General features: G+C 40.9%; 22 protein-coding genes. 12 read left to right on the top strand and 10 right to left on the bottom strand.

Annotated features, from left to right (window positions below):
* The first annotated feature begins 916 nt into the window (after positions 1-916).
* The 4 genes from ACKTT2_RS46495 to ACKTT2_RS46480 all read left to right on the top strand — a co-directional run bounded on the left by ACKTT2_RS46495 (position 917) and on the right by ACKTT2_RS46480 (position 6,478).
* On the top strand, positions 917-2,341 hold the full coding sequence (locus ACKTT2_RS46495) for a sensor histidine kinase (RefSeq protein WP_407899543.1): 1,425 nt from the start codon (positions 917-919) through the stop codon (positions 2,339-2,341).
* Complete coding sequence (locus ACKTT2_RS46490; protein ID WP_407899541.1) at positions 2,338-2,781, top strand: response regulator; 444 nt, start codon at positions 2,338-2,340, stop codon at positions 2,779-2,781. The genes ACKTT2_RS46495 and ACKTT2_RS46490 overlap by 4 nt, the downstream gene beginning before the upstream one ends.
* Positions 2,782-2,793: 12 nt before the next feature.
* A complete protein-coding gene (locus ACKTT2_RS46485; RefSeq protein WP_407899539.1) occupies positions 2,794-5,091 on the top strand; it encodes a PAS domain S-box protein in 2,298 nt (765 codons plus the stop codon).
* Between the two features lie 427 nt (positions 5,092-5,518).
* Positions 5,519-6,478, top strand: coding sequence for a diguanylate cyclase (locus ACKTT2_RS46480; protein ID WP_407899537.1), 960 nt, complete (start codon positions 5,519-5,521; stop codon positions 6,476-6,478).
* A 22-nt stretch (positions 6,479-6,500) separates the two neighbouring features.
* On the opposite strand, the gene ACKTT2_RS46475 is transcribed toward ACKTT2_RS46480, so the two are convergent.
* Complete coding sequence (locus ACKTT2_RS46475) at positions 6,501-7,388, bottom strand: LysR family transcriptional regulator (protein WP_407899535.1); 888 nt, start codon at positions 7,386-7,388, stop codon at positions 6,501-6,503.
* 203 nt (positions 7,389-7,591) lie between these two features.
* Here ACKTT2_RS46475 and ACKTT2_RS46470 point away from each other — a divergent pair, with 203 nt between their 5' ends.
* Positions 7,592-9,079 carry a ketol-acid reductoisomerase gene (locus ACKTT2_RS46470; protein ID WP_407899533.1) on the top strand — a complete coding sequence of 496 codons (1,488 nt, stop codon included), beginning with the start codon at positions 7,592-7,594 and terminating at the stop codon, positions 9,077-9,079.
* 27 nt (positions 9,080-9,106) lie between these two features.
* Here the strand turns inward: ACKTT2_RS46470 and ACKTT2_RS46465 are convergent, their stop codons facing one another.
* Positions 9,107-10,345, bottom strand: a complete 1,239-nt coding sequence (locus tag ACKTT2_RS46465; RefSeq protein WP_407899531.1) for a cysteine desulfurase-like protein — start codon at positions 10,343-10,345, stop codon at positions 9,107-9,109.
* A gap of 416 nt (positions 10,346-10,761) precedes the next feature.
* Positions 10,762-11,445: a 2OG-Fe dioxygenase family protein gene (locus ACKTT2_RS46460; RefSeq protein ID WP_407899529.1), complete on the bottom strand. Its 684-nt coding sequence runs from the start codon at positions 11,443-11,445 to the stop codon at positions 10,762-10,764.
* Between the two features lie 616 nt (positions 11,446-12,061).
* On the opposite strand from ACKTT2_RS46460, the gene ACKTT2_RS46455 reads away from it, so the two are divergent.
* Positions 12,062-12,262 carry a hypothetical protein gene (locus ACKTT2_RS46455; RefSeq protein ID WP_407899527.1) on the top strand — a complete coding sequence of 67 codons (201 nt, stop codon included), beginning with the start codon at positions 12,062-12,064 and terminating at the stop codon, positions 12,260-12,262.
* Here the strand turns inward: ACKTT2_RS46455 and ACKTT2_RS46450 are convergent.
* The 3 genes from ACKTT2_RS46450 to ACKTT2_RS46440 form a co-directional block, all read right to left on the bottom strand.
* Positions 12,246-13,157, bottom strand: coding sequence for a hypothetical protein (locus ACKTT2_RS46450; protein WP_407899525.1), 912 nt, complete (start codon positions 13,155-13,157; stop codon positions 12,246-12,248). The two genes, ACKTT2_RS46455 and ACKTT2_RS46450, sit on opposite strands and share 17 nt — an antisense overlap.
* On the bottom strand, positions 13,154-14,317 hold the full coding sequence (locus ACKTT2_RS46445; RefSeq protein WP_407899523.1) for a DNA-methyltransferase: 1,164 nt from the start codon (positions 14,315-14,317) through the stop codon (positions 13,154-13,156). Before ACKTT2_RS46445 ends, ACKTT2_RS46450 begins: the two co-directional genes overlap by 4 nt.
* Positions 14,318-14,396: 79 nt before the next feature.
* Positions 14,397-17,150: a tetratricopeptide repeat protein gene (locus ACKTT2_RS46440; RefSeq protein WP_407899521.1), complete on the bottom strand. Its 2,754-nt coding sequence runs from the start codon at positions 17,148-17,150 to the stop codon at positions 14,397-14,399.
* A 395-nt stretch (positions 17,151-17,545) separates the two neighbouring features.
* Here ACKTT2_RS46440 and ACKTT2_RS46435 point away from each other — a divergent pair, with 395 nt between their 5' ends.
* Complete coding sequence (locus tag ACKTT2_RS46435) at positions 17,546-18,754, top strand: protein kinase family protein (RefSeq protein ID WP_407899519.1); 1,209 nt, start codon at positions 17,546-17,548, stop codon at positions 18,752-18,754.
* A gap of 93 nt (positions 18,755-18,847) precedes the next feature.
* Here ACKTT2_RS46435 and ACKTT2_RS46430 read toward each other — a convergent pair whose 3' ends face one another.
* The 4 genes from ACKTT2_RS46430 to ACKTT2_RS52470 all read right to left on the bottom strand — a co-directional run bounded on the left by ACKTT2_RS46430 (position 18,848) and on the right by ACKTT2_RS52470 (position 21,557).
* On the bottom strand, positions 18,848-18,982 hold the full coding sequence (locus ACKTT2_RS46430) for a hypothetical protein (protein WP_407899517.1): 135 nt from the start codon (positions 18,980-18,982) through the stop codon (positions 18,848-18,850).
* A gap of 119 nt (positions 18,983-19,101) precedes the next feature.
* Positions 19,102-19,296 (bottom strand): DUF433 domain-containing protein, encoded by a 195-nt coding sequence (locus tag ACKTT2_RS46425; RefSeq protein ID WP_407899515.1) that lies wholly within the window; start codon positions 19,294-19,296, stop codon positions 19,102-19,104.
* A gap of 81 nt (positions 19,297-19,377) precedes the next feature.
* The gene (locus ACKTT2_RS46420; RefSeq protein WP_407899513.1) at positions 19,378-20,430 is read right to left on the bottom strand and encodes an Acg family FMN-binding oxidoreductase; all 1,053 of its coding nucleotides are present in this window, start codon (positions 20,428-20,430) and stop codon (positions 19,378-19,380) included.
* Positions 20,431-20,816: 386 nt separating this feature from the next.
* Complete coding sequence (locus ACKTT2_RS52470) at positions 20,817-21,557, bottom strand: pyruvate formate lyase family protein (RefSeq protein WP_500691434.1); 741 nt, start codon at positions 21,555-21,557, stop codon at positions 20,817-20,819.
* Positions 21,558-21,863: 306 nt separating this feature from the next.
* On the opposite strand from ACKTT2_RS52470, the gene ACKTT2_RS46410 reads away from it, so the two are divergent.
* From ACKTT2_RS46410 to ACKTT2_RS46390, 5 genes are all read left to right on the top strand, one after another.
* Complete coding sequence (locus ACKTT2_RS46410) at positions 21,864-22,109, top strand: hypothetical protein (RefSeq protein WP_407899511.1); 246 nt, start codon at positions 21,864-21,866, stop codon at positions 22,107-22,109.
* Between the two features lie 60 nt (positions 22,110-22,169).
* Entirely contained in the window at positions 22,170-22,412 is a 243-nt protein-coding gene (locus ACKTT2_RS46405) for a hypothetical protein (RefSeq protein WP_407899509.1), read from the top strand.
* Between the two features lie 60 nt (positions 22,413-22,472).
* Positions 22,473-22,691: a hypothetical protein gene (locus ACKTT2_RS46400; protein ID WP_407899507.1), complete on the top strand. Its 219-nt coding sequence runs from the start codon at positions 22,473-22,475 to the stop codon at positions 22,689-22,691.
* Between the two features lie 258 nt (positions 22,692-22,949).
* Entirely contained in the window at positions 22,950-23,501 is a 552-nt protein-coding gene (locus ACKTT2_RS46395; protein ID WP_407899505.1) for a hypothetical protein, read from the top strand.
* Positions 23,502-23,745: 244 nt separating this feature from the next.
* A complete protein-coding gene (locus ACKTT2_RS46390; protein WP_407899503.1) occupies positions 23,746-25,773 on the top strand; it encodes an FAD-dependent oxidoreductase in 2,028 nt (675 codons plus the stop codon).
* The last annotated feature ends 94 nt before the right edge of the window (positions 25,774-25,867 follow it).

The raw sequence follows: 25,867 nt of genomic DNA, 5'->3' as shown, positions 1-25,867 counted from the left end.
TCTCGAGCGGAATCTGCTCAATCTGTTGATTTCCTCACAAATTTCTCATATTTCTTTGTTAAGTTCATAATAACTATAGCAATCCTAAATCATTTATAAACAATTTTAGGTACTGTAGGGGAGCCACCCTCCGTGCGCGGGCTCCCCCGCGACTACTAGGAGTGGCGTTGGGCATTGCCCACCACATAAAGCTTTTGTGCGGCATAACCCTACCTACAGTAATAAGATTTTTCACCAATCAGATAAGGATGAAATCCAAACATCTTTATTTCACATGATAGATGTGAGGAACTTGTGAGGTTTATACTGAGTTCAAATAACTTAATAAGTATTTTTTCGGTTATAAAGAATATTGAGTTTTTTTGTAGGTAGGGCTAAAGCCTACCATTCAATATTGGTGGGCTTTAGCCCTACCTACGCCCTATTTTCTAGAGAGCTAATTGCGGGAAAATCCCACAACCAAGTATAAAAATAATTCTTTCCGAATGCCCAATGCTGTATTTTCTAGACAGCAAAGATGAGGTTATTAAACCTCCCAAAAAATAATGACAAATGAAGGAGAGATCTCAGAGAAAAGATTGTTCATAATCCTAACCCGATTTTAGATATAACTTGAATATGTTTCCAAATAGCACAATATCCACATTCTAAACTTATCTGAAAAAGTTGAGGAAATTGTGAGGATTTTCAAAATGGCTGACGACTCTATAAAAAACTTAAAAAAGCTTGAGTCACATACAGTGTATTATGTAATGACGTTTTTAACTTACTATTTTACTCCTCTCCCAAGATCTTTCTCTTCTGCCCTTTGACCTCTGCTTATCTGACTTGTGACATTCTAGGCATCTATCTAACTTGGCTAATTGAAGTGTTTAGCTGAGACTTTCAGCAATGTCCTGACTTAACGAGTTGACCAATGAATCCAGTGGTATTGGCAAGGTTGCAAAACTTATGTCGAGATGAAGCGGCATTTCAAATGCTCAAGCAGATTCTGGCAGAAGAACTTCAACAAGTGGAACGGGAAATCAATCGGGCACATTTATTGGTGGAGCAATACAAAGCATTGTTCCGGGTAATTGCTCGTCTGCGAGAACCTCTCAATACTGAAAAAATTTTTCAAGCGACTGCAACTGAGGTTCGCCAACTTTTAAAAGCAGATCGTGTGGGGATGTTTCGCTTCTACCCCGATTCAGGCTGGAATGATGGAGAATTTGTTTCTGAAGACGTAGATCCAGCTTTTGGGTCAGCCATGGCTCAAAAAATTCGCGATCGCTGCTTTGGAGACCAGTTTGCAACCCATTATCAACAAGGTCAAATTCAGGCAGTGGCGGATATTTACAATTATGGGCTGAGCGATTGTCATATTCAGATTCTTGCTCAATTTCAAGTCCGGGCAAACTTAGTCGTACCGCTATTACAGGGTCAGCATCTGTGGGGATTGCTCTGTATTCACCAGTGCAGCGAACCGCGAGAATGGCAAGCAACAGAAATTGAGTTTGCCACTCAAATAGCCAGTCATTTAGCAATAGCCCTCCAGCATACAGAACTTTTAGTAGACCTACAGGCAAAAGTGCTAGAACGCCAGCAAGCCGAGCAAGCCGTTCAATTGTTGAATCAGGAATTGCAAAGATCGCTTGTAGAACTACAGGCAGTTAATAAGGAGTTGGAAGCTTTTAGCTATTCTGTTTCACATGACTTACGAGCTCCTTTACGCAGTATTGATGGCTTCAGTCAAGCTTTAGTGGAAGACTGCTACGATATGCTGAACCCAAGCGGGCAAAATCACGTGCGGCGAATTCGAGCCGCGACTCAACGGATGGGGCAATTAATTGATGACCTCCTCAACCTATCTCGTGTCACGCGCAGCGATATGTACTTAGAACTTGTCGATCTGAGTCGGTTAGCGAGTGATATTTGTACCGAATTACAGCAAAGCCAGCCAAAACGGGAGATAGAGTTTGCGATTCAAACAGGGCTAACAGCGCAAGGAGATAGCCGTTTACTACGAGTGTTATTAGAGAATCTACTCAATAATGCTTGGAAATTTACCTCCAAGCACCCTCGCCCGCGAATTGAGTTTGGAATGACGATTTCTGAAAAAGGTATGCCTATTTACTATGTTCGAGATAACGGTGCGGGCTTTGATATGACCTACGCTCACAAGTTATTTGGTCCTTTCCAGAGATTGCACAATATGAACGACTTTCCAGGCAATGGGATCGGACTGGCAACGGTTCATCGTATCGTACATCGTCATGGAGGTCGGATATGGGTAGAAGCAGAAGTGGAACGGGGAGCTACTTTTTACTTCACATTAGTCCCGGAGGAGGTAAAGACATGAGCGAAAATTCTAAAACAATTCTTTTGGTGGAGGATAATCCAGATGACGAAGAGCTAACTATTAGAGCGCTAAAGCGCAATCACATCCGCAATGAAATCGTGGTAGCTCGCGATGGGGTTGAAGCTTTAGATTACTTATTTGGTATGGGTTCTTATACCGAACGAGATATCAGTGTCAAACCTTCAGTGATTTTGCTAGATCTAAAATTGCCTCGGGTTGATGGTATAGAAGTTTTGCGTCGTTTGCGGGAAGACGAACGGACTAAACTTCTACCCGTGGTGATTCTAACCACTTCTAACGAAGAACGAGATATGCTCGATAGCTACAGCCTCGGATGCAACAGCTATATCCGCAAACCTGTTGATTTTCTTCAGTTTTCAGAGGCGATTCGGCAATTGGGCATGTATTGGCTCTTGATAAATGAACCACCACCTGTTTAGGGAGTAATAACAATGTCTCACCTACATATTCTCATTGTTGAGGATTCAGAAGATGATACTTTCTTAGTCTTGAGAGAACTGCGTCGGGGTGGTTATACTCTGGACTACGTTCGAGTAGATACTCCGACAGCAATGCACGCTGCTCTCGATCGCCAACAATGGGATATCGTAATTGCAGACTATAATCTGCCTGCTTTCAGCGCCCCAGAAGCTCTAAAACTTCTCCAGAGCCGAAACTTAGATTTACCGTTTATTATTGTCTCCGGTACCATTGGAGAAGATATTGCTGTTGCTGCCATGAAAGCAGGAGCGCACGACTACATAATAAAAGGTAATCTAACTCGCTTAGTCCCTGCAGTCGAGCGAGAGTTACGGGAAGTTCTCGCTCGACACAAACGGCAAAGTGCGGAACGGGCTCTACAGGAAAGTGAAGAGCGGTTTCGTCAATTGGCAGAGAACATTAACGAGATGGTCTTCTGGATGTCAGATCCCGTAGAGAGAAAGCTGCTCTATGCTAGTCACTCTTACGAAAATATTTGGGGACGCTCTTGCGATCGCTTGTATGCTAACTTTATGGAATGGATAGAAGCGATTCATCCCCAAGATCGGCAACGAGTGCAGACAGTCTTTTTTGAGCAGTCATTACGAGGGACTTATGATGAGGAGTATCGCATCATCAGACCGGATGGGTCATTGCGATGGATACGCGACCGGGGTTTCCCTATCAGAGATAAATTTGGCGAACCTTACCGAGTTGTTGGAATTGCAGAAGACATTAGCGATCGCAAGCAAGCAGAACAACAAATCCGAGAACAAGCTGCCTTATTAGACGTTACCACTGATGCAATTTTTGTTCAAGATTTAGAGTACCACTTCTTATTCTGGAATAAAGGGGCTGAGCGCTTGTATGGATGGGACGCGCCGGAAGCCCTTGGTAAGAGTGCTGCCGAACTTCTGTACGAATCTGAGGAAACTTTGCCGCAATTTGAAGACATACAAACAAAACTAGTCAAAGAGGGTCAGTGGCAAGGTGAGTTGCAGCAAGTCACGAAAGACGGTAAACAGATTATCGTTGAAAGTCGTTGGACGCTTGTACTTGATGAAGTTGACAACCCTAAATTTATTCTCACTGTCAGTACAAATATTACAGAAAAAAAACAACTTGAAGCACAATTTTTACGAACTCAGCGACTCGAAAGCTTAGGGACTCTCGCAAGCGGGATTGCTCACGACTTCAATAATATTCTGACTCCGATTTTAGCAGTTGCTCAATTACTGTCTCTTAAATTTCCCAACGTTGATGAGAACACTCGGCAACTACTAAAGATGTTAGAGGATAGTAGTAAACGTGGTGCTGAGCTAGTCAAGCAAATTTTGTCCTTTAGTCGCGGAACGGAAGGGAGTTACACCGTTGTTCAGATTCGGCATTTACTTTTAGATGTTGCCCAAGTTGCTCAACGAACTTTTCCAAAATCCATAGAAACCCAAACTCATATAGTGTCAGATCTTTGGACTGTTTGTGCAGATGCAACTCATCTTCATCAGGTGTTAATGAATCTTTGTGTCAATGCTCGCGATGCTATGCCCAATGGCGGTACGCTCTGTATTAGTGCCGAAAACCTTTGGATGGATGAAAACTATGCTCGAATGTACGTAGATGCTAGAGTCGGTTCTTACGTCGTCATTACTATTGCTGATACAGGAACGGGCATTTCACCAGAAATTATAGACCGTATTTTCGATCCTTTTTTTACCACTAAAGACTTGGGTCAAGGAACTGGACTAGGGCTTTCTACCGCCATGGGTATTGTTAAAAGACACGGTGGTTTTGTGAATGTATACAGTCAAGTAGGAAAAGGAAGTCGCTTTAAGGTATATTTGCCAAGCAGCCAAGTTACGGAAACTCCAGCAACAACTGATGGAGAGTTATTCCACGGTCATGGCGAATTAATTTTGGTAGTAGATGACGAAGCTACAATCTGTGAAATTGCTAAAACAACCTTGGAGAGCCATAATTACAGAGTTTTAACTGCCAGTGATGGAATTGAAACACTTGCACTCTACGCTCAGTACAAGGGAAAGATCGGTGTGGTATTGATAGACCTGATGATGCCCGGTATGGATGGTTCTACCACAATTCTGACGTTGCAACGCATGAATCCACAGGTACGAATTATTGCAACGAGTGGGCTAATGAGCAATTGGACAATAGCTCAAAAGAAAAGTCTTCGCATCCAAGAGTTCTTGCCAAAACCTTTCACAGCAAGGATATTGCTCAATATTTTGCGAGATGTCTTACTGACAACTTAATCTCGCTCAGTTCTTGTTATATTGTGGTTAAAACAGTTGATAAAGGACATCTCAATAGCCTTATTATTCTAGTATAAACAGGGTGCAGCTGGCATTAAAGATTTTTGGAAAGGACTAACTTGAAAATAGGGCATTGGGCATTGGGCTTTGGAAAAGAATTATTTTCATACTAGGTCGTAGGATTTCCCGGCGCTCGACTGACTTGAAAAGAAAGATGAGGGGATAGAGATTGGGAATTAGAAAATTAATTCCCAATCATAAATGACTTTTTTTTCAATTTTGATATACACATTTTACTACCAATTTATAATAATTACAATTGCGACAGGGCGTAGGTAGAAATTTAGTTCGGGCAAAGGTTTTTTAATCTAAAATCCAAAATCTAAAATCCAAAATTATATAGTTTATTAGTTGAGGAAAATTTTTTATGACTTTGTTTCAAACCAGTAATTATTTAATTTTGATTGTTGATGATATGAAACAAAATTTAGAAAGTCTTGGAGCAATCTTAAGGCGAGTAGGTTATAAAACAGCCTTGGCTTCTAGCGGACGGGAAGCTCTAGAACAAGTTCAAATAATCGTTCCCGATCTTATTCTCTTAGACTTAATCATGCCGGATATAAGTGGATTATTAGTGTGCGAACAACTCAAAGCCGATCCCAAGTTAGCAGAAATTCCAGTGATTTTTCTGACAGCTAATCGCGAGAAAGAAAAATTACTTGATGCTTTTGATAAAGGTGCGGTTGATTACATCACTAAACCATTTGATATGTTTGAACTTTTGGCTCGCGTCCGAACTCATTTAAAATTGAAATCAAAGCAAGAAGAATTGAAAAAAGCTCTTTTAGTTCGAGGAAAATTAGTAAAAGAATTAGAAGAATTAGCTATCACCGATCCGCTAACTGGAATTTGGAATCGACGTTATCTATACAAGCAAGCGGAAATGGAATTTCAACGCGCTCAAAGATATCAGCAGGCTTTTTCTATATTTATGATTGATATCGATCGCTTCAAACGAATTAACGATAGTTACGGGCATACTGTTGGAGATGCTGTACTTCAGGCTTTAGTGCCAACTGTTACAAGTTCTCTACGCAAAATAGATTCATTTGGACGATTTGGAGGAGAAGAATTTTTATTATTATTACCAGAGACCGATCTTGATACAGCAATAACAATCGCCGAACGAATTAGAAAAAATATTGAAAAATTAATTATTTCTTATCATGAAAAAATGATATCAATTACAGTAAGTATAGGAGTCAGTAGTTACAAATTAGAAGATAGCACTGTCGAACTTATTATTCAACGAGCAGATGCAGCACTTTATCAAGCTAAAAATCAAGGGCGTAACTTAGTTGTTGCTGATAGTAAGATTACAATATAAGATAGACACATTCTCAAATCATCTATTTCTGAAACCTAATTTCTCGAATAACGCGAACAAACGTCTGTAAAACAGTAGAAGTTTCATCCTGTCGCCAAACTGCCATTAACTCTACTTCTACATTTAAGGGACTGAGAGTTGTATAGACTACCCCGGTTCTATGAATGTTGCGGATGGAAGCAGGTGCAAGGGAAACACCCATGTCAGCAGACACAAGACCGAGAATTGTCTGCTTCTGGCTTGCTTTTTGAACAACTTTAGGGCTAAAACCAGCTTGTTGGAATAAACTGATACATAAATCGTAATAGCCCGGTTCGAGATGGCGAGAGACCAAAATGAAGGACTCATTAGCGAGTGCAGATAATTTTAACTCTGGTTGCGTAGCAAGTGGATGGGTTTCTGGCAAAATTACGACCAATGGCTCGCGTAGGATTGATTCTTGAACGAACTCTGTACCGGGTATGGGTGGAATCATCAAACCAAGGTGAATTTGATGATGTTGCAAAGCTTGAACTTGAGCGCTAGATGTCATCTCTTCCAATTCTAGTTCCACTAGCGGAAACTGCTCTCGAAATATCCTCAAAACTTTGGGCAAAAGACTATAGGTAGCAAAACCAGAGAATCCTACTGTTAGTTTACCGTTTTCTCCACGAGCAACTTGCTTTGCTATCTCTACCGCCTGAGATGCTTTATGCAAGATCTGACGCGCTTCCTCCAAAAATGCTTTTCCTGCTTCTGTTAACTGGACTCGACGTTTAGTGCGGTGGAACAATAGCACACCTATCTCTGCTTCTAGTTGACGAATTTGTTGGCTGAGAGGTTGCTGAGTCATGTGCAGTCGTTCTGCAGCACGACCGAAGTGCAGTTCCTCTGCTATGACGACAAAGTAGCGTAAATGTCTCAGTTCCATAATCCGATTTGAACTTTTTAAGTGTTAATTGCTTGTGAAAAATGTGTTGGACAGTGAAAAAAATAACCCGTATGTTAAAAATTAACAGTTATTTTTCAACTGTGGTTAATTTTGAACCGCAGCCTGTAGCTGATGGACGCGGATAAGAGAAAGCTTTCTTAATCCAAAATCTAAAATCCAAAATTGTATCAGAGGAAGAACATATGAGTTTAGATTTTAGTACAAAAGTTTTTGATAAAGAAAAGATTTTTTTAGCTAATACGGAAGAATATATTGTTCGCGGAGGAAGACATCTGTTTCCTCTTTTGCCTAAAGCTTTTGAAGGAATTCGGCAAATTGGAGTGATTGGTTGGTCATCTCAAGGTCGCGCTCAAGCTCAGAATTTAAGAGATTCTTTAACAGGGAGTAATATTAAAGTTAAAGTCGGTTTGCGAGAGAATTCTGCTTCTATTTCATCAGCAGAAAAATCTGGATTTACTCGGTATAATGGGACTTTGGGGGAAATGTATGAAGTTATTTCCGAATCAGACCTATTAATTCTTCTCATTTCTGATGCTGCACAAGCTGAAAATAAAGAGCAAATTTTTAAAGCAATGCGTCCGGGAAGTACATTGGGATTATCTCATGGTTTTTTATTGGGGTATTTGAAAAATGTTGGAGAATATTTTCCTAGAAATATTAATGTTATTGCTGTTTGTCCTAAAGGTATGGGACCTTCAGTTAGACGACTTTACGAGCAAGGTAAAGAAATTAATGGAGCAGGTATTAATTCTAGCTTTGCTATCGAGCAAGATATTGATGGCAAAGCCACAGATCGTGCTCTTGCTTGGGCAGTAGCAATTGGTTCGCCTGTGATTTTTCATACAACTCTAGAATCAGAGTATAAATCTGATATTTTTGGAGAAAGAGGAATTTTACTGGGAGCGATTCACGGTATTGTAGAAAGTCTATACAGATGGTTTATAAGTCATGGTTCTTCTCGTGAAGAAGCTTATATTTATTCGGTAGAATCGATTACAGGCTCAATTACCAAAATGATATCTCAGCAAGGAATTCTTGCTGTGTATGAATCATTAGATAAGACAGATAAAGACACCTTCAGGAAAGCTTATTTAGCAGCCTATCATCCTGCTTTGGAAATCTTACAAGAAATTTATGATGAAGTTTCTTCTGGAAATGAAATTCGGAGTGCAATCGCAGCAAGTAACCGTCACAAAACTTATCCTCTAGGAAAAATTGACGGTACTCCTATGTGGCAAACAGGTATTAATGTCCGTGCTAATAGACAATCTTATCGAGTTCCTATTCATCCTGTCACTGCAGGAATTTACATTGCAACAATGATGGCTCAACTTCATTTACTCAAAGAAAAAGGGCATTCCTACTCTGAAATTGCAAACGAGTCCATTATCGAAGCTGTGGATTCTCTCAATCCTTATATGCATCATAAAGGAATTGCTTTTATGATTGATAATTGTTCCATAACTGCAAGAATTGGGGCTAGAAAATGGGCATCTAGATTCGATTATATTCTTTCTCAGCAAACTTTTAGTACACTAGATAGTCATTCTATACTAGATGAAACTCTCTTCCAAAACTTTATAACAGATGAAATCCACCAAGTTTTAGCAACTTGCTCTCAGTTACGACCTACAATTGCTATTTCTCTTACAGACTTCTTAACGGAGTAAAACAAAAGGAGACATATTATTTGGTTGTTATATTTCATTAATTACTGTCAACAAACGTTCGATTTCTTCGACAGTGTTATAGTGTGTTAGCCCAATCCGAAGAAGTCCTCCGCTTGACTCGACTCCTAATTTCTCGGTTAGACCGAGTGCATAAAAGTTACCGTTCCAAGTAAAGATACCGCGATCGCCTAAAGTTTTAGCAACTGTCTGAGGAGTGTGTTCTGCTAATCGAATTCCAACAGTTGGTGTTCGCCAGTCAAAGCTGCTTGGATTGGTAATACCATAGAGAGTCAAACCAGAAATTTGTAGCAATCCGGAAACTAACTTGTAGCTGAGTTCTTTTTCATATTCTTTAATTCCCAACATAGCTGCGACTAAAGCTTGTCGGCGATTTTTAACATCTGGTAAAAGTTGGTGACCTATTTCAGCTAGGTAGTCAATCGCCGCGATGGTTCCTGCAAGCCCTTCAAAGTTTTGAGTCCCAGTTTCCCAACATGAAGGGATTTCTTCTGGGGCGGGTTGAACTTTATAAGGGAGCAGGCGAGTCAGGTGTTCGCGTTTTGCATACATGACACCAACATGGGGTCCGAAGAATTTATAGGCGGAACAACAGAGAAAGTCGCAATCGCTCGCTCGCACGTCTATGGGTCCGTGAGGTACATAGTGAACCGCATCTACAAAAACCATTGCTCCCACCGCACGAGCGAGTTTTACGATTTCTGCAATATCGTTGATTGTCCCTACAGCATTGGATGCATACCCCACTGCTACTACTCGCGTTCGTTCGTTAATTTGCTCCTTGAGGTGGTTCATGTCTAGGGTACAGTCTTCTACATTGATATCAACTGTACGAATGACAGCACCTCGTTCGGAAAGTGCATACCAAGGGGAGACATTGGCATAATGGTCGAGTTTGGTAACGATGATTTCATCACCGGGTTGCAGTTCCCGACCAATAGCTCGACTGATGGTGAAGGTGAGTGTGGTCATGTTAGACCCAAAAACGACTTCCTCGACATCACAGCCAAGTAAATCCGCGACTGCTAAACGCGCCGATACCACAAGTGTGTCTGTTCTCTTACTGGTAGCAAAAGCCCCATGTGCGTTAGCATTTGACTTTACCAAGTAATCTGCGCTCGCATTGATTACAGAGTTTGGAACTTGAGTCCCACCAGGTCCATCAAAAAAAATGACGGGTTGACCATCGATCTCTTGGGAGAGTGCGGGAAAGCGATCGCGTATCCACTTTAAATCTAGGTCAACCATCGTAGAATACTCCTCATAGTTCCGCTTTACATAGTCAAATATAGGCAGACTACTACACACGGGTTTAAGCAACACTTTTTTTGGCATAGTCACGCCTGAATAAAAGTGTCAGTCGCCTTGGATGTACTACCAGACATCCCCTATCCCTCTGAACTATTGTCCGTCAGGATTACTTTTACTTTTAGATTAAGGTCTACTTAATCTTTATGATGGTGGTTCTTCATGAGAACTTTCAATTTTAATTTACCATCGATTGTGCATAAAAGCCTATATTTTTCTAGACTTTTAGTAAAATTTTATAATACCATTTTGGATTTTTGATTTTGGATTGGGAAAGTTTTGCTTAGACTAAATTTCCCGCTCCGGTCTTTGGATTCTATCCCCAATGGGAGCACCCAATCGCCAATCCCCAGTCCCTAATCCCCTTTATTATCCTCAGGATTTAACCCCGGACAAGTTATCACAAACACATCCCTCACGCCATTTTCCGCAGAGAGTGCTTTGATAGCCGTCGTAAAGTGGAATAAGTTGCGATCGCTAAACACCAGCAATTCTCCAGGATTGAGAATTTTGTTAAAAATTGGGTTGTCGCTCTTAGATTTATAGAGATGAGTTTCGCCTCCTTCAATTCCCTCTCTATTCACCGCAAAAATTCCAATCAAATCAACTCCGTCTCTGTGAATTCCCTCAGGTGCTGGATTTCCCACTTTTTCTGGGTAAGCAACGGTTCTAATTTGATGAACTGCAACTTCTGTATAACTCGAGCAAATTTTACAGAACTCAAAAAATTCCAAGACAATTCTTTGGAAGTCCTCAACCTTGATGAGTTCATCCTCAAGTTCTGCAAACTCTCTAACGACATTACCCAGCAAAGGATTGTATTTTTTTGCCTGATATAAAGCTCTATGAGGTAATTTGACTAAACCCTCTTCGGTAACCTTGAAATGAGATAAGCGCCTCAAGCGGTAATTATCTTTTATATATGGATCTATAGGCAGATTATTATAAAACGGCTTTATGTTGTCTACGTTAACAGCTGCAATACTGTCCAAAGCATAGCTCGTGATGCAATCAAAAACTTCTTGTCTTAATTCCAACATATGATTATCCTCCTTGGCTTAACTTTAAGTAGCCAAGTTAACACTTAAAAAATCAGGGTTGGCTCTATAGTCAGACCCAAAATCAAAAAATTCAGTCACAATTCATACGTTTTTGCCATCAATAAAAAATTTTCGCAGAGCAAATAGTTATAAGTGATGCTCAACTGTATTGATGGTTAAACCGCTCAAACTGTCAGATTCACTTGGCAAAAGTTAAAGTTTCTTAACTTTTGAATTTAGATAGCGTTTAAGTTTATTTAACCTTGTTCTTTGTCCTCTTTTCTTTCGGTGCTCTTTTCATACACCTTTATCATTAATTATATGCAAGGAAAAATTGACCTGCAATAGATATTAATCTTGTTCATAAAGTCTTTATCTTGAAATTCTTTAGTGAAAGCTCCGATCCCCGCTAAGTTTACTAAAATTATGTATTTATGAATATCAACTAGTCCACCGCATGGCGGATGGGGAATTCCGTGAAATTTGTTAAACAGAACCAAGCTATAGTGATACCCATGTCTTTGCTTGAAGGGTATCCAGAAAGAAACTATTCCCTGAGCCAGTTCTAAGGGAGTAGGATAGTTTAAGTTACCCCGATATCACCATGTCTTAGCAGTTGTTTGACATAGAAGAAATCGCTATCCCTGACATTAACGACCTAGTCATTGAGGATGATACCCCAGTGGACAACTTTCAGTCAGAAAAGCAGCAACGACTCCTCGTGGAACCACTATATAGCACCCGCGTACTACCTGCTCCTTTTATAGCTGCAGCCAATGTGTATCTTTTTTTGTTGAGTGCTATTCTTCAAGATTGATATTGTCGTCTATAGGTGGTGCTAAAGATGTATCTGTAGGAATAGAAAAAGGAGAGAACAAGGTATTCGCCGATATTTTCTCTTGAAGCGCATTTATAATGATTTGCAACTCGACCCGTGCTTCTGTTTGAAGCCCTAAATAAGTTGCCATTCCATCAGCATCAGTACTTAGACGAGTCTCAAGAGCAAGCTTGTATGATTTGTCAGGCTGCTTATCCATACGGTAAGAATGGAAGTGCATGGAGTCCCCAATGGCTACAGGATTGTGCAGATGACCAAAATTAAATTCTCGCTTCATGTAATTGAGTAATTTATTTTGGACAATCAGTACAAGCTTTTTATGGACGTGCTCAAAAGTCTGAATCTTGTGATGCATCTGTACTAAGATAGTTTTAGCAGTCATCTTCCAATTTATGCCAAATGATTTATTAGAGTCTTCGGCATTGTCAGAACGGGGTATTCCTAGTTCTTTGAGTAACCTCTGACGCTCAGGCCACACAGTTCCAGTAGTATCAAGCGTTTGCGCTTCAATCCCAGCAAAGTCTTTTACCTTTCCGTCTTTAACTGAAACGAGGAAGTAATCAACATTTCCACCTGGTATCGAAATTTCCGATATAATGTGTAATTCATTACCTGGTTCATGCATTGTCAGCAAATGAAAGCAATCCGTGAATATCTGACGGCGTTCTAGTAAGCGGGAAGGGCAAATTATTAGAGACGCTGGTGGTTTACCATAAAGTACAATACAAGTACCTATCGAGGTGTCTGGATCGCTCTTACGAGTCTTATAACATCGTTTGTTAATGTAGGGGCAATGCTGAGCCGCAACAATCTTGGACCAGTTTAAACTAGCGTTGGTAGTGGAATTGCCAAAAAGGTCAACAACCTTGCTCATAGGTCTGTGTTACACCTTTGCTTGCAGAGTTCTAGATAACGGCGTGAAATATCTATCCCAATTGATTTATGATTCAGGTTCTTAGCCGCTTCTAGTGTTGTGCCCGTACCCGCAAATGGGTCTAGTACAACACCACCGTCAGGGCAGGTAGCGAGCAAGGGAATACGGCAGAGATCGAGAGGATATGGTGCAAAATGCGCTTTCCGCCTTTGGGTGTCTTCGGGAATAATTGTCCATACGTCGCCAGGTTTACTTCCGTTTGGGTGGTATTTGAGAAAATAATATCCCTTGTCCTGTAGTTCCTTTGCCCGACCAGAAACCTTTGTACTATTGGAATGGGTTGTACGCTGTCGATCTCTAATAATCATCCTAAAATCAGAAACCTGTCCCGATGCAACATTTGCAAGCATGGTTTCCAATGCTTCTAAAGCAGCTTTCTTCTCAACAGGCGTGAGGGAAGTAGATAATTCAATCTGTCTCTTGTAACGAACACCAGAAACACCTGTTGCAGAAATAACTGCGCCATTTACTACTTTTGCTTCGCGGGGTTTAGACCTTATCGCATCAGCATTGTAGTAGTAACCTTTTGCCTGCTTCACAAAATGAAAAATGTTCTCATGAACATTTCCCAGCCGATCTTTACTGTTATTCATGCCTCCTTTAAGCTTGTTCCATATAACATCATTACGCAGAAGCCAGCCTTGTTTATCGGTAAGCTCGAATGCTACGCGCCAAGGAATACCAACCAAGCTTTTGCCATTATAGGTGTCGCCTAGATTCAGCCAGAAAGATCCTTTTGGTTTCAAGACGCGCTTTAGTTCTAGGAAAACGGCGCAAAGATGTTTTACATAGTCCAAGTAATTATCTTCTAAGCCAATGCCGCCGTTCTCGTACTCACGTTTTCCCCAATAGGGGGGCGAAGTCATGGCAAAATCAATACAAGCATCTGGTAAATGGCACAAAACAGTCAAGGCATCGCCATGTAACAGTAATGGTTGAAGCTCTGTACTAATTTTGTAGCTTGCAAATGCTTGCTTATATCCCTCCGAAATAATGGTTTCAGGTGGCACTAAACAAGATTTGGTCTGTTGTATGGCTTCAAGTCCACTGCTCTGCAGGGGATTACTGTTAAGAGGCAAGGTTTGGGACAGATCTGGCAATTCAAATAACCGTTTTGTTTTCTATTGGGTAATTTTAGCACAGTTTTTGCAATAGCAGAGGCTCGATCGTACAAATGCCTCAATCCCCGATTAACTTTTGGAAACGCTTATCAGCCGCAATGTCATCAAAATCTATGTCACCGGCTGCTTGTTCCTTCAAGGTAGGATTGAGGTTAATTGCTTGTTGTAAATTTTCTATAGATGATTCTACCTGCCGCTGCATTGCAAAACAGATAGCTTTGTTATAGTAGGCGTTGGCATAATCTGGTTTAATTTCCAATGCCTTATCGAAGCTTTCTATTGCTTCATCATCTCGCCCAAGCATAACGAGAGAGTAACCTCGGTTATTCCAAGCTTTATGAGAGTCTGGCTTAAATTTGATGGCTTTATCAAAACAAACAACTGCATCCTCATCTTGTTCCAACTCTTGCAACGCCAGACCCCGGTTGAACCAAGCGACTCCATCATCGGGTTTAACTCGCGTAGCTTTTTTAAAAGCAGTCAAAGCTTCCTTATGTCTTCCCAAGTATCCCAGTGCTACACCTACATCAACCCAAGCTTGGTGGTAATCGGGCTTAAGTTTCAAAGCTTGCTCGTAAGAATCAATTGCTTCTCTGTATTGTTTTAGTCTTCCTAAAGTCATACCTCGGTTTAACCAAGCAGCAGGATTGTTTGGTTGAATCTCAATTGCTTGGTTATAAGTAGCAAGTGCATCTTCATAGTTCTTTTGAGCAAAAAGAATTTCTCCCTGTTTGATATAATCTTCTACTTGAGAATCCGCTTGAGTGTCAGTAGGTGCTGGAACTATTTCAATGATGCGTTCGCCCTTGGCGCAAGCCGTACCCGGCTTATCGCTAATAGGTTCTGAACTGACTTCAGGGATAACTTCATTATTTATCTCTTGCGGTTGTTGCAATATCTGCTGTACTTCTTCCGCTGCTTTTTTCTCAACCACAGATTTTACAGGTTCTGCGATCGCGAAGCGCAAGCCGTACCCGGCTATCGCCCTTGGCGCAAGCCGTACCCGGCTTATCGCACCAGAAGCTGCATCAGATATCTGTTCGAGAAGTTCATCTTTTCTTTGTAGAGCATCTTTCTGTAATTCAGAAAGTTGAGAAACAAATTCTGATTCTAATTTTTCTAGCTTTTCCAGAGCGATCGCTTTTTCTTGTTGAGCGTCTTTCTGTAGTTCCGAGAATTGAGAAGTCAATTCACTTCCCGATTTTTCTAAATCTTCTAGAATAATTTGTTGTCTCCGTTGGGCATCTATCCGCAACTTAGAAACTTGCGAGGCAAATTCCGTTCGCAACTGCTTTAAACTTTCAATAACTTTCTCTTTCTGTTGTTCTATATCAAACTCAAATCCTGTTGCATAAGACTTCAGTTGGTTTTCCAAATCTATTAAGCTGTCATGAGTTACCTTTGTTTGGTTTTGAGCACCAACTTTTAATTCAGAAAGTTGAGAAGCAAATTCTGTTTGTAATCTCTCCAAGTTTGACAGAACTCGATCTCTGTGTTTTTCCGTATCTGAATGCATGTTGGAAATTTGAGATGTCAACTCCGACTGAGATTTGGTCAAATCCTCAAGGGTAATACCTTTTTGCTGTTCTATTCCTGACTTTAGCTCTGTCAACTGAGAAGCGAATTCTATTTGCAATTGCTCTAAATTTGCCAGAAGTTGATTCCTGCGTTGTTCTGTATCTGAATACCATCCAGAAATTTGAGAAACAAACTCTGACTGATATTTTGCCAAATCTTCAAGTGCGACATCTTTTTGCTGTTCTATTCCTGACTTTAACTCTGTCAATTGAGAAGCAAATTCTCCCTGCAATTGCTCCAAATTTGCCAGAACTCGATCTCTGTATTGTTCTGTATCTGAATGTATATTGGAAATTTGAGATGTCAACTCCGACTGAGATTTTGCCAAATCTTCAAGGGCAATCTCTTTTTCCTGTCGTACTCCCGATTTTAACTCTATCAATTGAGCAACAAATTCTCTTTGTAATTGCTCCATATTTTCTAAAATATTCTTCTTTCTTTGTTCTGAGTCTAAATGTAATTCAGAGATTTGAGACGAAAACTCCGACCGACTTCTTGCCAAATCTTCAAGAGCAATATCTCTTTCCTGTTGTACTCCCGACTTCATCTCAACAAGTTGAGATTCTAGTTCAGATTCCAATTCACCTAAATTATTTAAAGTTATATTTTTCTTGTGTTGAGCTTGAGATTCAAATTCAGATAAGTAAGAAGCAAATTCCGATTCTAAAGTTTGTACTTCTTGTTGAGATTTTTGAACTAAAACTGTTAGTTCCGCTAGTATATATTCTTTAGATTGAGAAACTTCTAATGGAACCTTAGATAAACTTTCTTGTTCTATTTTGATTTTTTGTTGCAGAGTTTCCGCTTCCTTCTCTAATTCAGAGGAAACATTTTTAATTTCGTATATCAGTTTTTGTGATTCTTGCTTTACAGTGACTAGTTGTTTTTCTAACTCTTCGAGTCCCTCTAGCCGTTCCATGGCTTTATCCACAATTGCACGGATTGCTGCTCGTCTTAAGAGCAGGAGTGAAGCGATCGTTGTTACCGGAATAAGAGTCAGTATACCAAGCCATACATTAAGTAGTATAGTTGTACGCACAAAGGAACGTTGTTCTTCTGACCATTGCACTCCTTGTCCCCGATTTTGACTCAAGACCAGGGGAGCAGGCGCTACTTCTGAGGAGGAAGATGGCGATCTCTGAGCACTAGCAACACCAACTGACAATAAAACAGGTGAAAAGACAATAGCGCTTCTCAACAGTAAGGTGAAGACAATTGGATTTTGGCTCTTCATAAAAACATCTCTTCCCGTTGGTAAGTTGTCAAGCAGCACACTTATCCAATTTAGCAGTCTTAACCCTCTCCTTGGGAGACGCTTTAGACTAAATGATGAGAATGTTGAAGCTTTTGGCGCTTTCAGTAGTACTACAACAGTAATACTTAATGCGCTCTCTGTTAACAATGAGTGTAGAGTATCAATAACTATGACTTATTCAGATCCCAACCGCTTAGATCGTATTGAAGTACTTGTGGAATCTAATACCCAATTTCTGAATTGACTTTCTCAAACTGTTGATGATAACAGCCGCCAGGAGGTTTCCTACACATTCAAATGCAGTTCTCACAAGCTTTTCAGCCAACATTGCACAAACTAGCAAATAAGCGCACAACACCGGAATATTGAATCTTTTGTTCAAAATTGAGGCGATTCACTCTACTGCTCGTATTTATTTTATTCATGCAGTTTCTCATGCTGTGGCTGGACGGGGGAAAATGGCTAAGGATTATATAGAACTTAGAAGGAAGAGGTACTTCAAGCTCAGTTCACAAATTGCTGGGTTGGATAATGCACAATTGCGTTCTCTGTTTGACAATAGTGAGTCGAATGAGTCTAGTACGGGTTGGGGGATGAATCACACCATTGTCCTTGGGCAATTCAAGGTGTTTGTAAAGCGCGTTCCGGTTACGAACATGGAATATGACAACCTGTTCTCTACCAAAAACCTCTACGATCTGCCAACTTCTTATAACTACGGCATAGGTACCCCAGGCCCTGGTTTTGGGGTCTTCCGTGAACTCGTAACCCATATCAAGACAACTAATTGGGTATTGGAGGGGGAGATCGCCACTTTCCCACTGATGTACCATTATCGGATTATTCCGTTCTCCGGGTGGCGTGCGGATGTGGATATGGAACAATGGGGCAATAATGCAAACGTCCGAGCTTATGTGTTAGATAGAGCGAACGCAAACCATGAGTTGGTTCTGTTTCTAGAGTACATACCGCATATTCTGGAAACATGGCTGCGCTTAAACCCCAATAAACTTCAGAAACCCCTTCAGGATGTACGCACAACCATTGACTTTTTGAGGACGAAGGAAATTATCCACTTCGACGCGCATTTTCGCAACATTCTCACCGATGGACAGCAAACATACTTGACCGATTTTGGTTTGGTGCTGGACAAGAGTTTCATGTTGACCAAAGATGAAGAGTCTTTCTTTGAGCAGAACGCATTTTACGATTACGGAGAAGTCTTGCGGAATCTTGGGCACCTGATTCGATCGCCCTATGATTCATGTTCGGAGGACGAGAAACGCAAGATCATGAAAAAATATGGCATAAAAGAAGGCTTAGAACTTTATGAAGTGGGAGCTGTATTACTCGACAATATCGAGCAGATACATGCTGATGGGGATTTGAATTTAGATGAGTTCTACGTTGCCAGCATCGTCAAATACCGCAGCATCATTACGCTGATGCAAGACTTTTTTTCTGATATGTGGGGAAATCAAAACAAGGACACGAAACTTCCTCACGCAAAGCTAGGGCTGCTGCTCAAACAGACGGGGTTTGTTTCTGATGCACGAGTACGTAAAACATCTCACAACAACTAAGGACTTAGCAACACATTTACCCAGACCGTGGGAGCGTTATTTAGAACAAAGTAATGATAAAATTGTCACTCCAAGTGTTGTGCAACGCGATTTTCAAAGAATTATTTCGGAGATTGGTACACCAGTACGACCATCCTCTTGAACAGTTAGAACATCTATACCAAGCAAGCGTAACCCATCTGTTATTTGTCTTGGAACTTGCTCATCCATGTAAAAGGCAAGGGTCATTTGAGTAGACCCTGTGCTCTCATCCTAGCAGCAAAAGGCGATTCTCCTGCTTCCTGTCGTGATGCTTCAGCAGCTTGAAAACGTCGATGTATTTCGGCATCCATTACTTCTTTATAATCCTAATAATAAGCTAGTGCTGAGTGAATCTGACTCATGGTCAGGTGAGGATACTGGTAAGCTAACTCTTCAGGACTCCAACCGTAGGCTTTCACCGAAGTCACTAATTCGACCACCTTCATCCGAGTTCCAGCAATAATCGGCATTTTACGCTCATCAAGTTGCACGTATTTATACCCAGTAGCTGTTTGTACCATTGTTTCTCTTTCCTTTTGTGGTTCTTGAGTATTTGTTATGCTTAATTCAAATGATAGGCGATCGCTTTACTGTTGTTTAAACTACTCATGGCGAAGCACTTCACTGACTACCCGTCGGGGTGTTGGTTTGACTTCCTTACTATAACCAAAACGCAGCAATACTTGAGGATAACCCGATGTATTCAAAAGATTTGTGAGTTGAGGACGCAGTTCGGGAATTTGTATGGGTTGGTTTAAGAAGGATGCGGAAACGCCAACTGCTTGTCCTAGTAGTAAAAGTCTTTGCAACGCCTGTCCCGCATTCAACCAGCTTGCTGTTGTTTCTTTTTCTGTACCCAATACTGCAAATACGGGCGAACCAACAGCTAATTCATGTTCTTTTGCTGCTTGTCCCATACCAGTCTCAAAAGTACGGTTGCTATGGGCTACCATGGGGGTGGTAAAGTCTAGCAGTTCCCCAATGGTTGGAGCATAGTCGGGCATACCGTCATGAGTGGCAGTGCGGCTTGAATGTAACCAGGCTGCTAACTCTCTCCGAAAATGCGGATCTGCTAGTTGAATGCGATCGCCTTCTGTAACAAGCTCTGCTATTGCATTCCGAAGATCTTGCTCTTGAACGAGATGAAGCCATGCACCTTCTTCCAGTACTGACTTTTGCATAATAGAGAGCAGCGTTTCTGGGATGGGTTTATCTTGAAAAGCTAATCGGTTTGTGTGCCGTTGCTTAATCGTGGCAAACAGCAAAAATTCTTCTTCTGTTTGCTCTTTCTGGCTACCCAACCAAACATGAGCCAATAAATCTGGGTCTTCTGGATTGGGAAAAGTTTTAACGACATCAATATAACCAAAGTGTCTAATAGCTAATCTTAAGTTATATAGTGCCGCACCACAACTCAAAGTTAACTCCCGATCTTGGGGGTCAATCACAGGCAAAGCACGAGTTCTGTCGGCATATAGCTCAATGGTTTCGTGGGCAATTTTAAACAACCAAGGTTGAGCGTTATATTGTGATGGAGCCAAAACGGCGTAGTTCAACAGAAAATCTAGCTGCTGTGAGGGGCTACTGCGTTTGGGAAAGTCTATGTCTGAAACGTTCCAAGGGCTTAAAGGTTCAGACGATACTATCTTTGACATAATTTTTTGTTTAACAATTCTTTATAAATTTTGATTTTTTTTAACAAAAACTAATTATTGTTAATTATATAGTACACAATTAAAAACTACGTACAGTAGTTTTTACTATTTGTTATAATAGGTAACCCAAAACTTGGACAATTATCGCGAGATAGAAAATAATTGGTTTGTAGTTGCTCCTTATGACTCAAGAACAACTACAAACGTAGTATGAGCTATGAATTCTAACAGGAGCATTTTTCAAATAAATGAACCACACTATGCTCTTGTGGTCTAATAAGAGTGAAAATTGCTGTCATGACATCAAGCTGCTGTTCTCGCGTTAGCTTGATAAAGTTGACAGCATATCCGGATACGCGAATTACCATTCCCACTAACTTATGGATCTAGATATCTTCTGTTTTGCCCAACGCAGACGGTACAATCGAGAAGGTGTTGGAAATTCCATCTTGAGTGTGTTGGTAAGGTAATTTGGCAACGGATACCAAAGAGGCGAGCGCACCCTTGGTATCGCGTCCGTGCATGGGATTAGCTCCGGGAGCAAAAGGTTCTCCGGCTTTTCTTCCGTGTGAGATATTGCCTGTCTTCTTGCCATAAACCACGTTAGAGGTAATAGTCAACACAGACTGGGTAGGAACAGCATTCCGGTAGGTCTTGTTCTTGCGGACTTCATTCATGAACTTGGTCATCAAGTGAACCGCAACACTATTTATACGGTCATCATTGTTCCCGTATTTGGGAAAATCTCCCTCTATTTGATAATTTACTGCCAAACTGGCTTTATTTCTTAATACTTTTACTTTAGCGTATTTCATGGCAGAAAGTGAATCAGCAACCATAGATAATTCTGCGTTCTTATACGCCATGGTGTCACTAACCTCCCAAGAAACAGGTTCAAAGCGAGAATCTGATGCACCCTTCTCTCCTGAAACTCGTTTCATCGGAGTTTTTAAGCGTGTGGATGGCGTGTTTGTTGTGGGGTAAGAGCCATCATTGGTTGCTGTGGATTTCTCAGACGCCAACAAATGAGTGCTACTGACGGTAGTTACACCTATAGCTGCTCCTTGTAAAAATCCCCGCTGAGAAAATCCTTTCCGCACCCCTTTATGTTTCTCAGATTTTGACATGAACGATGAACGCTTTCTACACGACTGGCGATCGGATACTATCTCAATAACTGTCCAATCGGATTATGCTCTAACAATAATTATCACTCTTGATATGTAACGAGATGTAAAGCTCTACTAAATCTTCCAAAACTGCATAAGTCAATTGTGCCTGTACCTATTAAATATTGTGAGAAAGGAAAATCAAAGTTACTTAATTATAAAAGCGTAATTTGATTTGAATTTTCTCTAAAGTACTTGAAAGTAAGCCGATGTGGCATTACTTATCTTTCCATCAAAACAATTCATTCAATAAGGACAAAAACTATGTCTGCATACAACGTTGATTCTTATCAAAACGTCTGTGAATTTACCGTGCCTATTAAATTGAATATTCCCATTCACATTGAACCTACAGTTGCAATGAAAGCACCAGATGCTGTACGCGAGAAAGTCAATATTCATGTTGAGCCAGACATTTATCTGAAGCCAGAAGTCAAAGCAGTACCACCCGTGTGTCATCAACCAAATGGTTATGACAAATATCAATTGTCTACCGAACAAGCTGCATAACTAGTAGAACTACTACCTCTCATTCACGTCATTTTTTAATTAATTAAAGGAGTCAAACCAATGTCTGAATACAAAGCTGATTCTTATCAAAACGTCTGTGAATTTACCGTGCCTATCAAATTGAATGTTCCCATATACATCGAGCCAACAGTGGCAATCAAAGCACCTAATGCTGTGCGTGAGAAAGTTGCTGTTTATCTCGAATCAGATATCAACCTCAGTCCAGAAGTTAAGGCACTACCTCCCGTTTGTAATAAAAATGGTTATGACAAATACCAATCATCTGCCGAACAAACTGCATAACTATCAGAACTATCCTCTCTCATTTACATCATTTTTTAACTAATCAAAGGAGTCAAATCAATGTCTGAATACAAAGCTGATTCTTATCAAAACGTCTGTGAATTTACCGTGCCTATCAAATTGAATGTTCCTATCCACATTGAACCTACAGTGGCAATTAAAGCACCCAATGCTGTGCGTGAGAAAGTTGCTGTTTATCTCGAACCAGATATCAAACTGAATCCAGAAGTCAAAGCATTACCTCCCGTTTGTTATCAAAGTGACTACGACAAACACTAATTCTCTAAATTAAGGCTGTACATTCTTGGTTGTGGTGCATCCATAGCAATCCTATTTGATTTGTAAAATTTCCGTAGGGTGGGCATTGCCCACCTACATCCAATAAGGTATAGCCCTACCTTTTTTTAAGCTGTAGTCTGATTTTAGAGAAATGATATAACCTGTGCGATCGCAATTGAAAGGAGGTAGCCTGTTTTTTAACTACCTTCTTTCTTGTCCCAATTCTAAACACTATAATTTTATAGTTGAGTCACATCTATGTCTACATCATCTACTCCAATCAACCCTTCAAACAAAACAAAAGTTAATATCTCCATGATGTTAAACTTGCCTATTGAGATTGAGTTAGAAGTTGTGGGAACTCCTCCGAATCAAGACGAGCAAATCGAAGAGCGAGAAAAAGTTAGCTTGACTGAAAATTCTGAGTGTCAAGTTATAGTTAGCGGGATGAATTTAGCGAACATCGAAGATTCTCAAACATTACTCAATCAAATTGTCAGTCAACTTCAACAAGAAAACAAAGTCTTTTCTACTAGATCTCAGGTCAACCTTGAGGAAAATAACACGAGAAATGAGGTAGAAGGTTCGGCACATAAGCATGAGTCTGCAGATAATTTGTCATACTCTAAAAACTTGGCTGCGATCGGCGAGGTACCGCTTGCGCTTCGCGACGCGACTCAAACACCATTACCTCAGAAAAAGTTTCAGCTTCGTTTAAGCGAATCCCTCAATGATACTATGACCTTTGCTCTTAATTCTGTAGGAGCAATCCTCTTTCTAGGAAAACTTGCTAACTATAGCTGGGAATAAAACTTTTCCGTTCCATACCATAACAACAGAAGCTTAAGAACATTTTTAGCATCATAGCGTCTTCGACTACTGATATAGTACCTAACATTGGCTAAGTTTGCTTAGATCCCCGACTTCTTTAAGAAGTTGGGGATTTTGCAGCCTCGTAAGGGTTGAAATCAGTTAACCATGTACTGAGAGTTGCCAAACTGCTTAAAAAATGCTTTTAAAGCTGCTAATGGAGTTGAACGGAATTTTACTAAACATGAAGCGCCAACACGCATCACTCATTTCTCTGACTCTTATCTTAACTTCGATCGCACCATACTCAGCGATCTCCGCACCCCCTAGAACCCCAGATAAAACAGTCAATTGTGACATTCTAGTTGTAGGCGGTGGGCTTTCTGGCACTGCTACTGCTTATGAAGGGTTACTTGCAGGCAGAACAGTATGCCTCACCGAACTGACAGATTGGCTCGGAGGGCAAATTTCTTCTCAAGGAACTTCTGCTTTGGACGAACGCCCAACCCAGCGAGCAAAACAATATTACTCCCGTGGTTACTTGGAATTACGCCAGCGTATCGAGCGTCAATATAAAGGAGACCTCAATCCGGGTGATTGCTGGGTAAGTGATTCCTGCTATTTACCTCGTGACGGTCATGAAATCTTGAACGCTATGCTTAAGGATGCTGAAAGGAAAGGTAAAGGAAAACTACAATGGTTTCCTAACACAGTTGTTAAAGATTTAGAATATAGCAGTGATGGTAAACTGATTAACGCTGCGATCGCAATCCAACATCAACCAGACAAAGGAGCACCGCCTCTAAACACATACCCGTTATCTCAAACTATCGAAGACGCTTATACCTACGAAAACTCATCTCGATTTACAAAAAATATCATTCGTCTTGTTCCCAAACCAACCAAAGCCAAAGGAAACACGAATGCACCGAACTGGTATGTAGTAGACGCTTCGGAAACAGGGGAAATTATTGCCCTCGCTGATGTTCCTTACCGATTGGGTATCGATGCTCGTTCTTACCTAGAACCTTCTTCTTCCAGTGCTACCAATGACCCGTACTGTCCTCAAGGCTTCACCTACACTTTTGCAATGGAGGCTACCGAGCAGCCGCAAAATCAAACAATGCCCCCATTCTATCCACAATATGCACCATATTATAGTTACGAACTCAAACGACTGGCAAGCTTTCCATTAGTCTTTACATACCGTCGAATTTGGAGTCCCAGAGACGGGGAACCGATGGAATTTGGAGGAGTCAAATTTTCTGCACCCGCCCCAGAAGATATTTCCATGCAAAACTGGACTTGGGGTAACGATTACCGTCCGGGAACCTCTACAGACAACCTCATTTACACCCGTCAGCAATTACAAGCCGCCGGACAGTTGAAGCCCGGTGGTTGGATGGGTGGATTGCGAACAGATGCTTTACGTAAAGGTGAAGAAATTTCCCAAGGTTATTACTATTGGTTGGTAGCCGGAACAACTGATTCCCAATTAGGCGATGGAGTCAAACAGCCCAATCCCAATAACCGATATTTATCTGGCTTAGATTCTCCAATGGGAACAGCACACGGCTTATCAAAACATCCTTATATGAGAGAAGGAAGGCGCATCGTTGGACGCCCCAGTTGGGGACAACCCCAAGGCTTTACAATTTGGGAAATAGATATTTCCCGTCGCAATTACGATGACGAATACTACCGCAAGACACTACCAGCAGACGAATACCGTCGCTTAAAAGCCGCACTTGCAGGATTAGAAGCCGCATCAGTTCTTTCCGGACAGCAAAAACCTGATAACGTAGCCCGACGAACTCGTTCTACCATTTTCCCAGATGCTATAGGTATTGGTCATTACGCAATTGACTTCCATCCCTGTATGACACAAAGCCCTCCAGAAGCACCGGGTAACAAAGAACGTGCGGGGGAAAGACGTGGTGCAGGACAAGCTTATCCCTTCCAAATTGCTTTAAGAGCAATGATTCCTCAAAAAATTGATAATTTATTAGTAGGTGGTAAAAGCATTGCTACCAGTCACATTGCCGCCGCCGCCTATAGAGTACACTCCTTTGAATGGTCTGCTGGTGCTGCAGCCGGAACAACAGTCGCTTTTGCCTTAAAAAATGGTATTGCACCATACCAACTGGTCGATGAATTACCCAAACCAGAACCTCAACTCCAAACCCTAAAACAGTTGTTGGAGAAAAACGGGAATCCTACTGCTTTCCCTGATACCTCAATTTTCAATCAAAATTGGGAAGACTGGAAGTAGTGGGTTGTTAGTTGCTCTCCACTAACCACTAACTCCTAAGAGGATGTTTGAAAAGTCAGGATCGATGTATCAAATATTTTTGACCCCACCCTAA

Origin of the sequence: Scytonema hankhaensis NUACC26, from assembly GCF_045865695.1 — a bacterium.
Taxonomy (GTDB): Bacteria; Cyanobacteriota; Cyanobacteriia; order Cyanobacteriales; family Nostocaceae; genus Scytonema.
This window is presented reverse-complemented; position numbering and strand designations above follow the sequence as displayed.

Bases quoted from the DNA above. Each gene is read 5' to 3' on its own strand.
- ACKTT2_RS46495 (WP_407899543.1), top strand. From the start codon at position 917: ATGAATCCAGTGGTATTGGCAAGGTTGCAAAACTTATGTCGAGATGAA.
- ACKTT2_RS46490 (WP_407899541.1), top strand. From the start codon at position 2,338: ATGAGCGAAAATTCTAAAACAATTCTTTTGGTGGAGGATAATCCAGAT.
- ACKTT2_RS46485 (WP_407899539.1), top strand. From the start codon at position 2,794: ATGTCTCACCTACATATTCTCATTGTTGAGGATTCAGAAGATGATACT.
- ACKTT2_RS46480 (WP_407899537.1), top strand. From the start codon at position 5,519: ATGACTTTGTTTCAAACCAGTAATTATTTAATTTTGATTGTTGATGAT.
- ACKTT2_RS46475 (WP_407899535.1), bottom strand. From the start codon at position 7,388: ATGGAACTGAGACATTTACGCTACTTTGTCGTCATAGCAGAGGAACTG.
- ACKTT2_RS46470 (WP_407899533.1), top strand. From the start codon at position 7,592: ATGAGTTTAGATTTTAGTACAAAAGTTTTTGATAAAGAAAAGATTTTT.
- ACKTT2_RS46465 (WP_407899531.1), bottom strand. From the start codon at position 10,345: ATGGTTGACCTAGATTTAAAGTGGATACGCGATCGCTTTCCCGCACTC.
- ACKTT2_RS46460 (WP_407899529.1), bottom strand. From the start codon at position 11,445: ATGTTGGAATTAAGACAAGAAGTTTTTGATTGCATCACGAGCTATGCT.
- ACKTT2_RS46450 (WP_407899525.1), bottom strand. From the start codon at position 13,157: ATGAGCAAGGTTGTTGACCTTTTTGGCAATTCCACTACCAACGCTAGT.
- ACKTT2_RS46440 (WP_407899521.1), bottom strand. From the start codon at position 17,150: ATGAAGAGCCAAAATCCAATTGTCTTCACCTTACTGTTGAGAAGCGCT.
- ACKTT2_RS46430 (WP_407899517.1), bottom strand. From the start codon at position 18,982: ATGACCCTTGCCTTTTACATGGATGAGCAAGTTCCAAGACAAATAACA.
- ACKTT2_RS46425 (WP_407899515.1), bottom strand. From the start codon at position 19,296: ATGGTACAAACAGCTACTGGGTATAAATACGTGCAACTTGATGAGCGT.
- ACKTT2_RS46420 (WP_407899513.1), bottom strand. From the start codon at position 20,430: ATGTCAAAGATAGTATCGTCTGAACCTTTAAGCCCTTGGAACGTTTCA.
- ACKTT2_RS52470 (WP_500691434.1), bottom strand. From the start codon at position 21,557: ATGTCAAAATCTGAGAAACATAAAGGGGTGCGGAAAGGATTTTCTCAG.
- ACKTT2_RS46410 (WP_407899511.1), top strand. From the start codon at position 21,864: ATGTCTGCATACAACGTTGATTCTTATCAAAACGTCTGTGAATTTACC.
- ACKTT2_RS46405 (WP_407899509.1), top strand. From the start codon at position 22,170: ATGTCTGAATACAAAGCTGATTCTTATCAAAACGTCTGTGAATTTACC.
- ACKTT2_RS46400 (WP_407899507.1), top strand. From the start codon at position 22,473: ATGTCTGAATACAAAGCTGATTCTTATCAAAACGTCTGTGAATTTACC.
- ACKTT2_RS46395 (WP_407899505.1), top strand. From the start codon at position 22,950: ATGTCTACATCATCTACTCCAATCAACCCTTCAAACAAAACAAAAGTT.
- ACKTT2_RS46390 (WP_407899503.1), top strand. From the start codon at position 23,746: ATGAAGCGCCAACACGCATCACTCATTTCTCTGACTCTTATCTTAACT.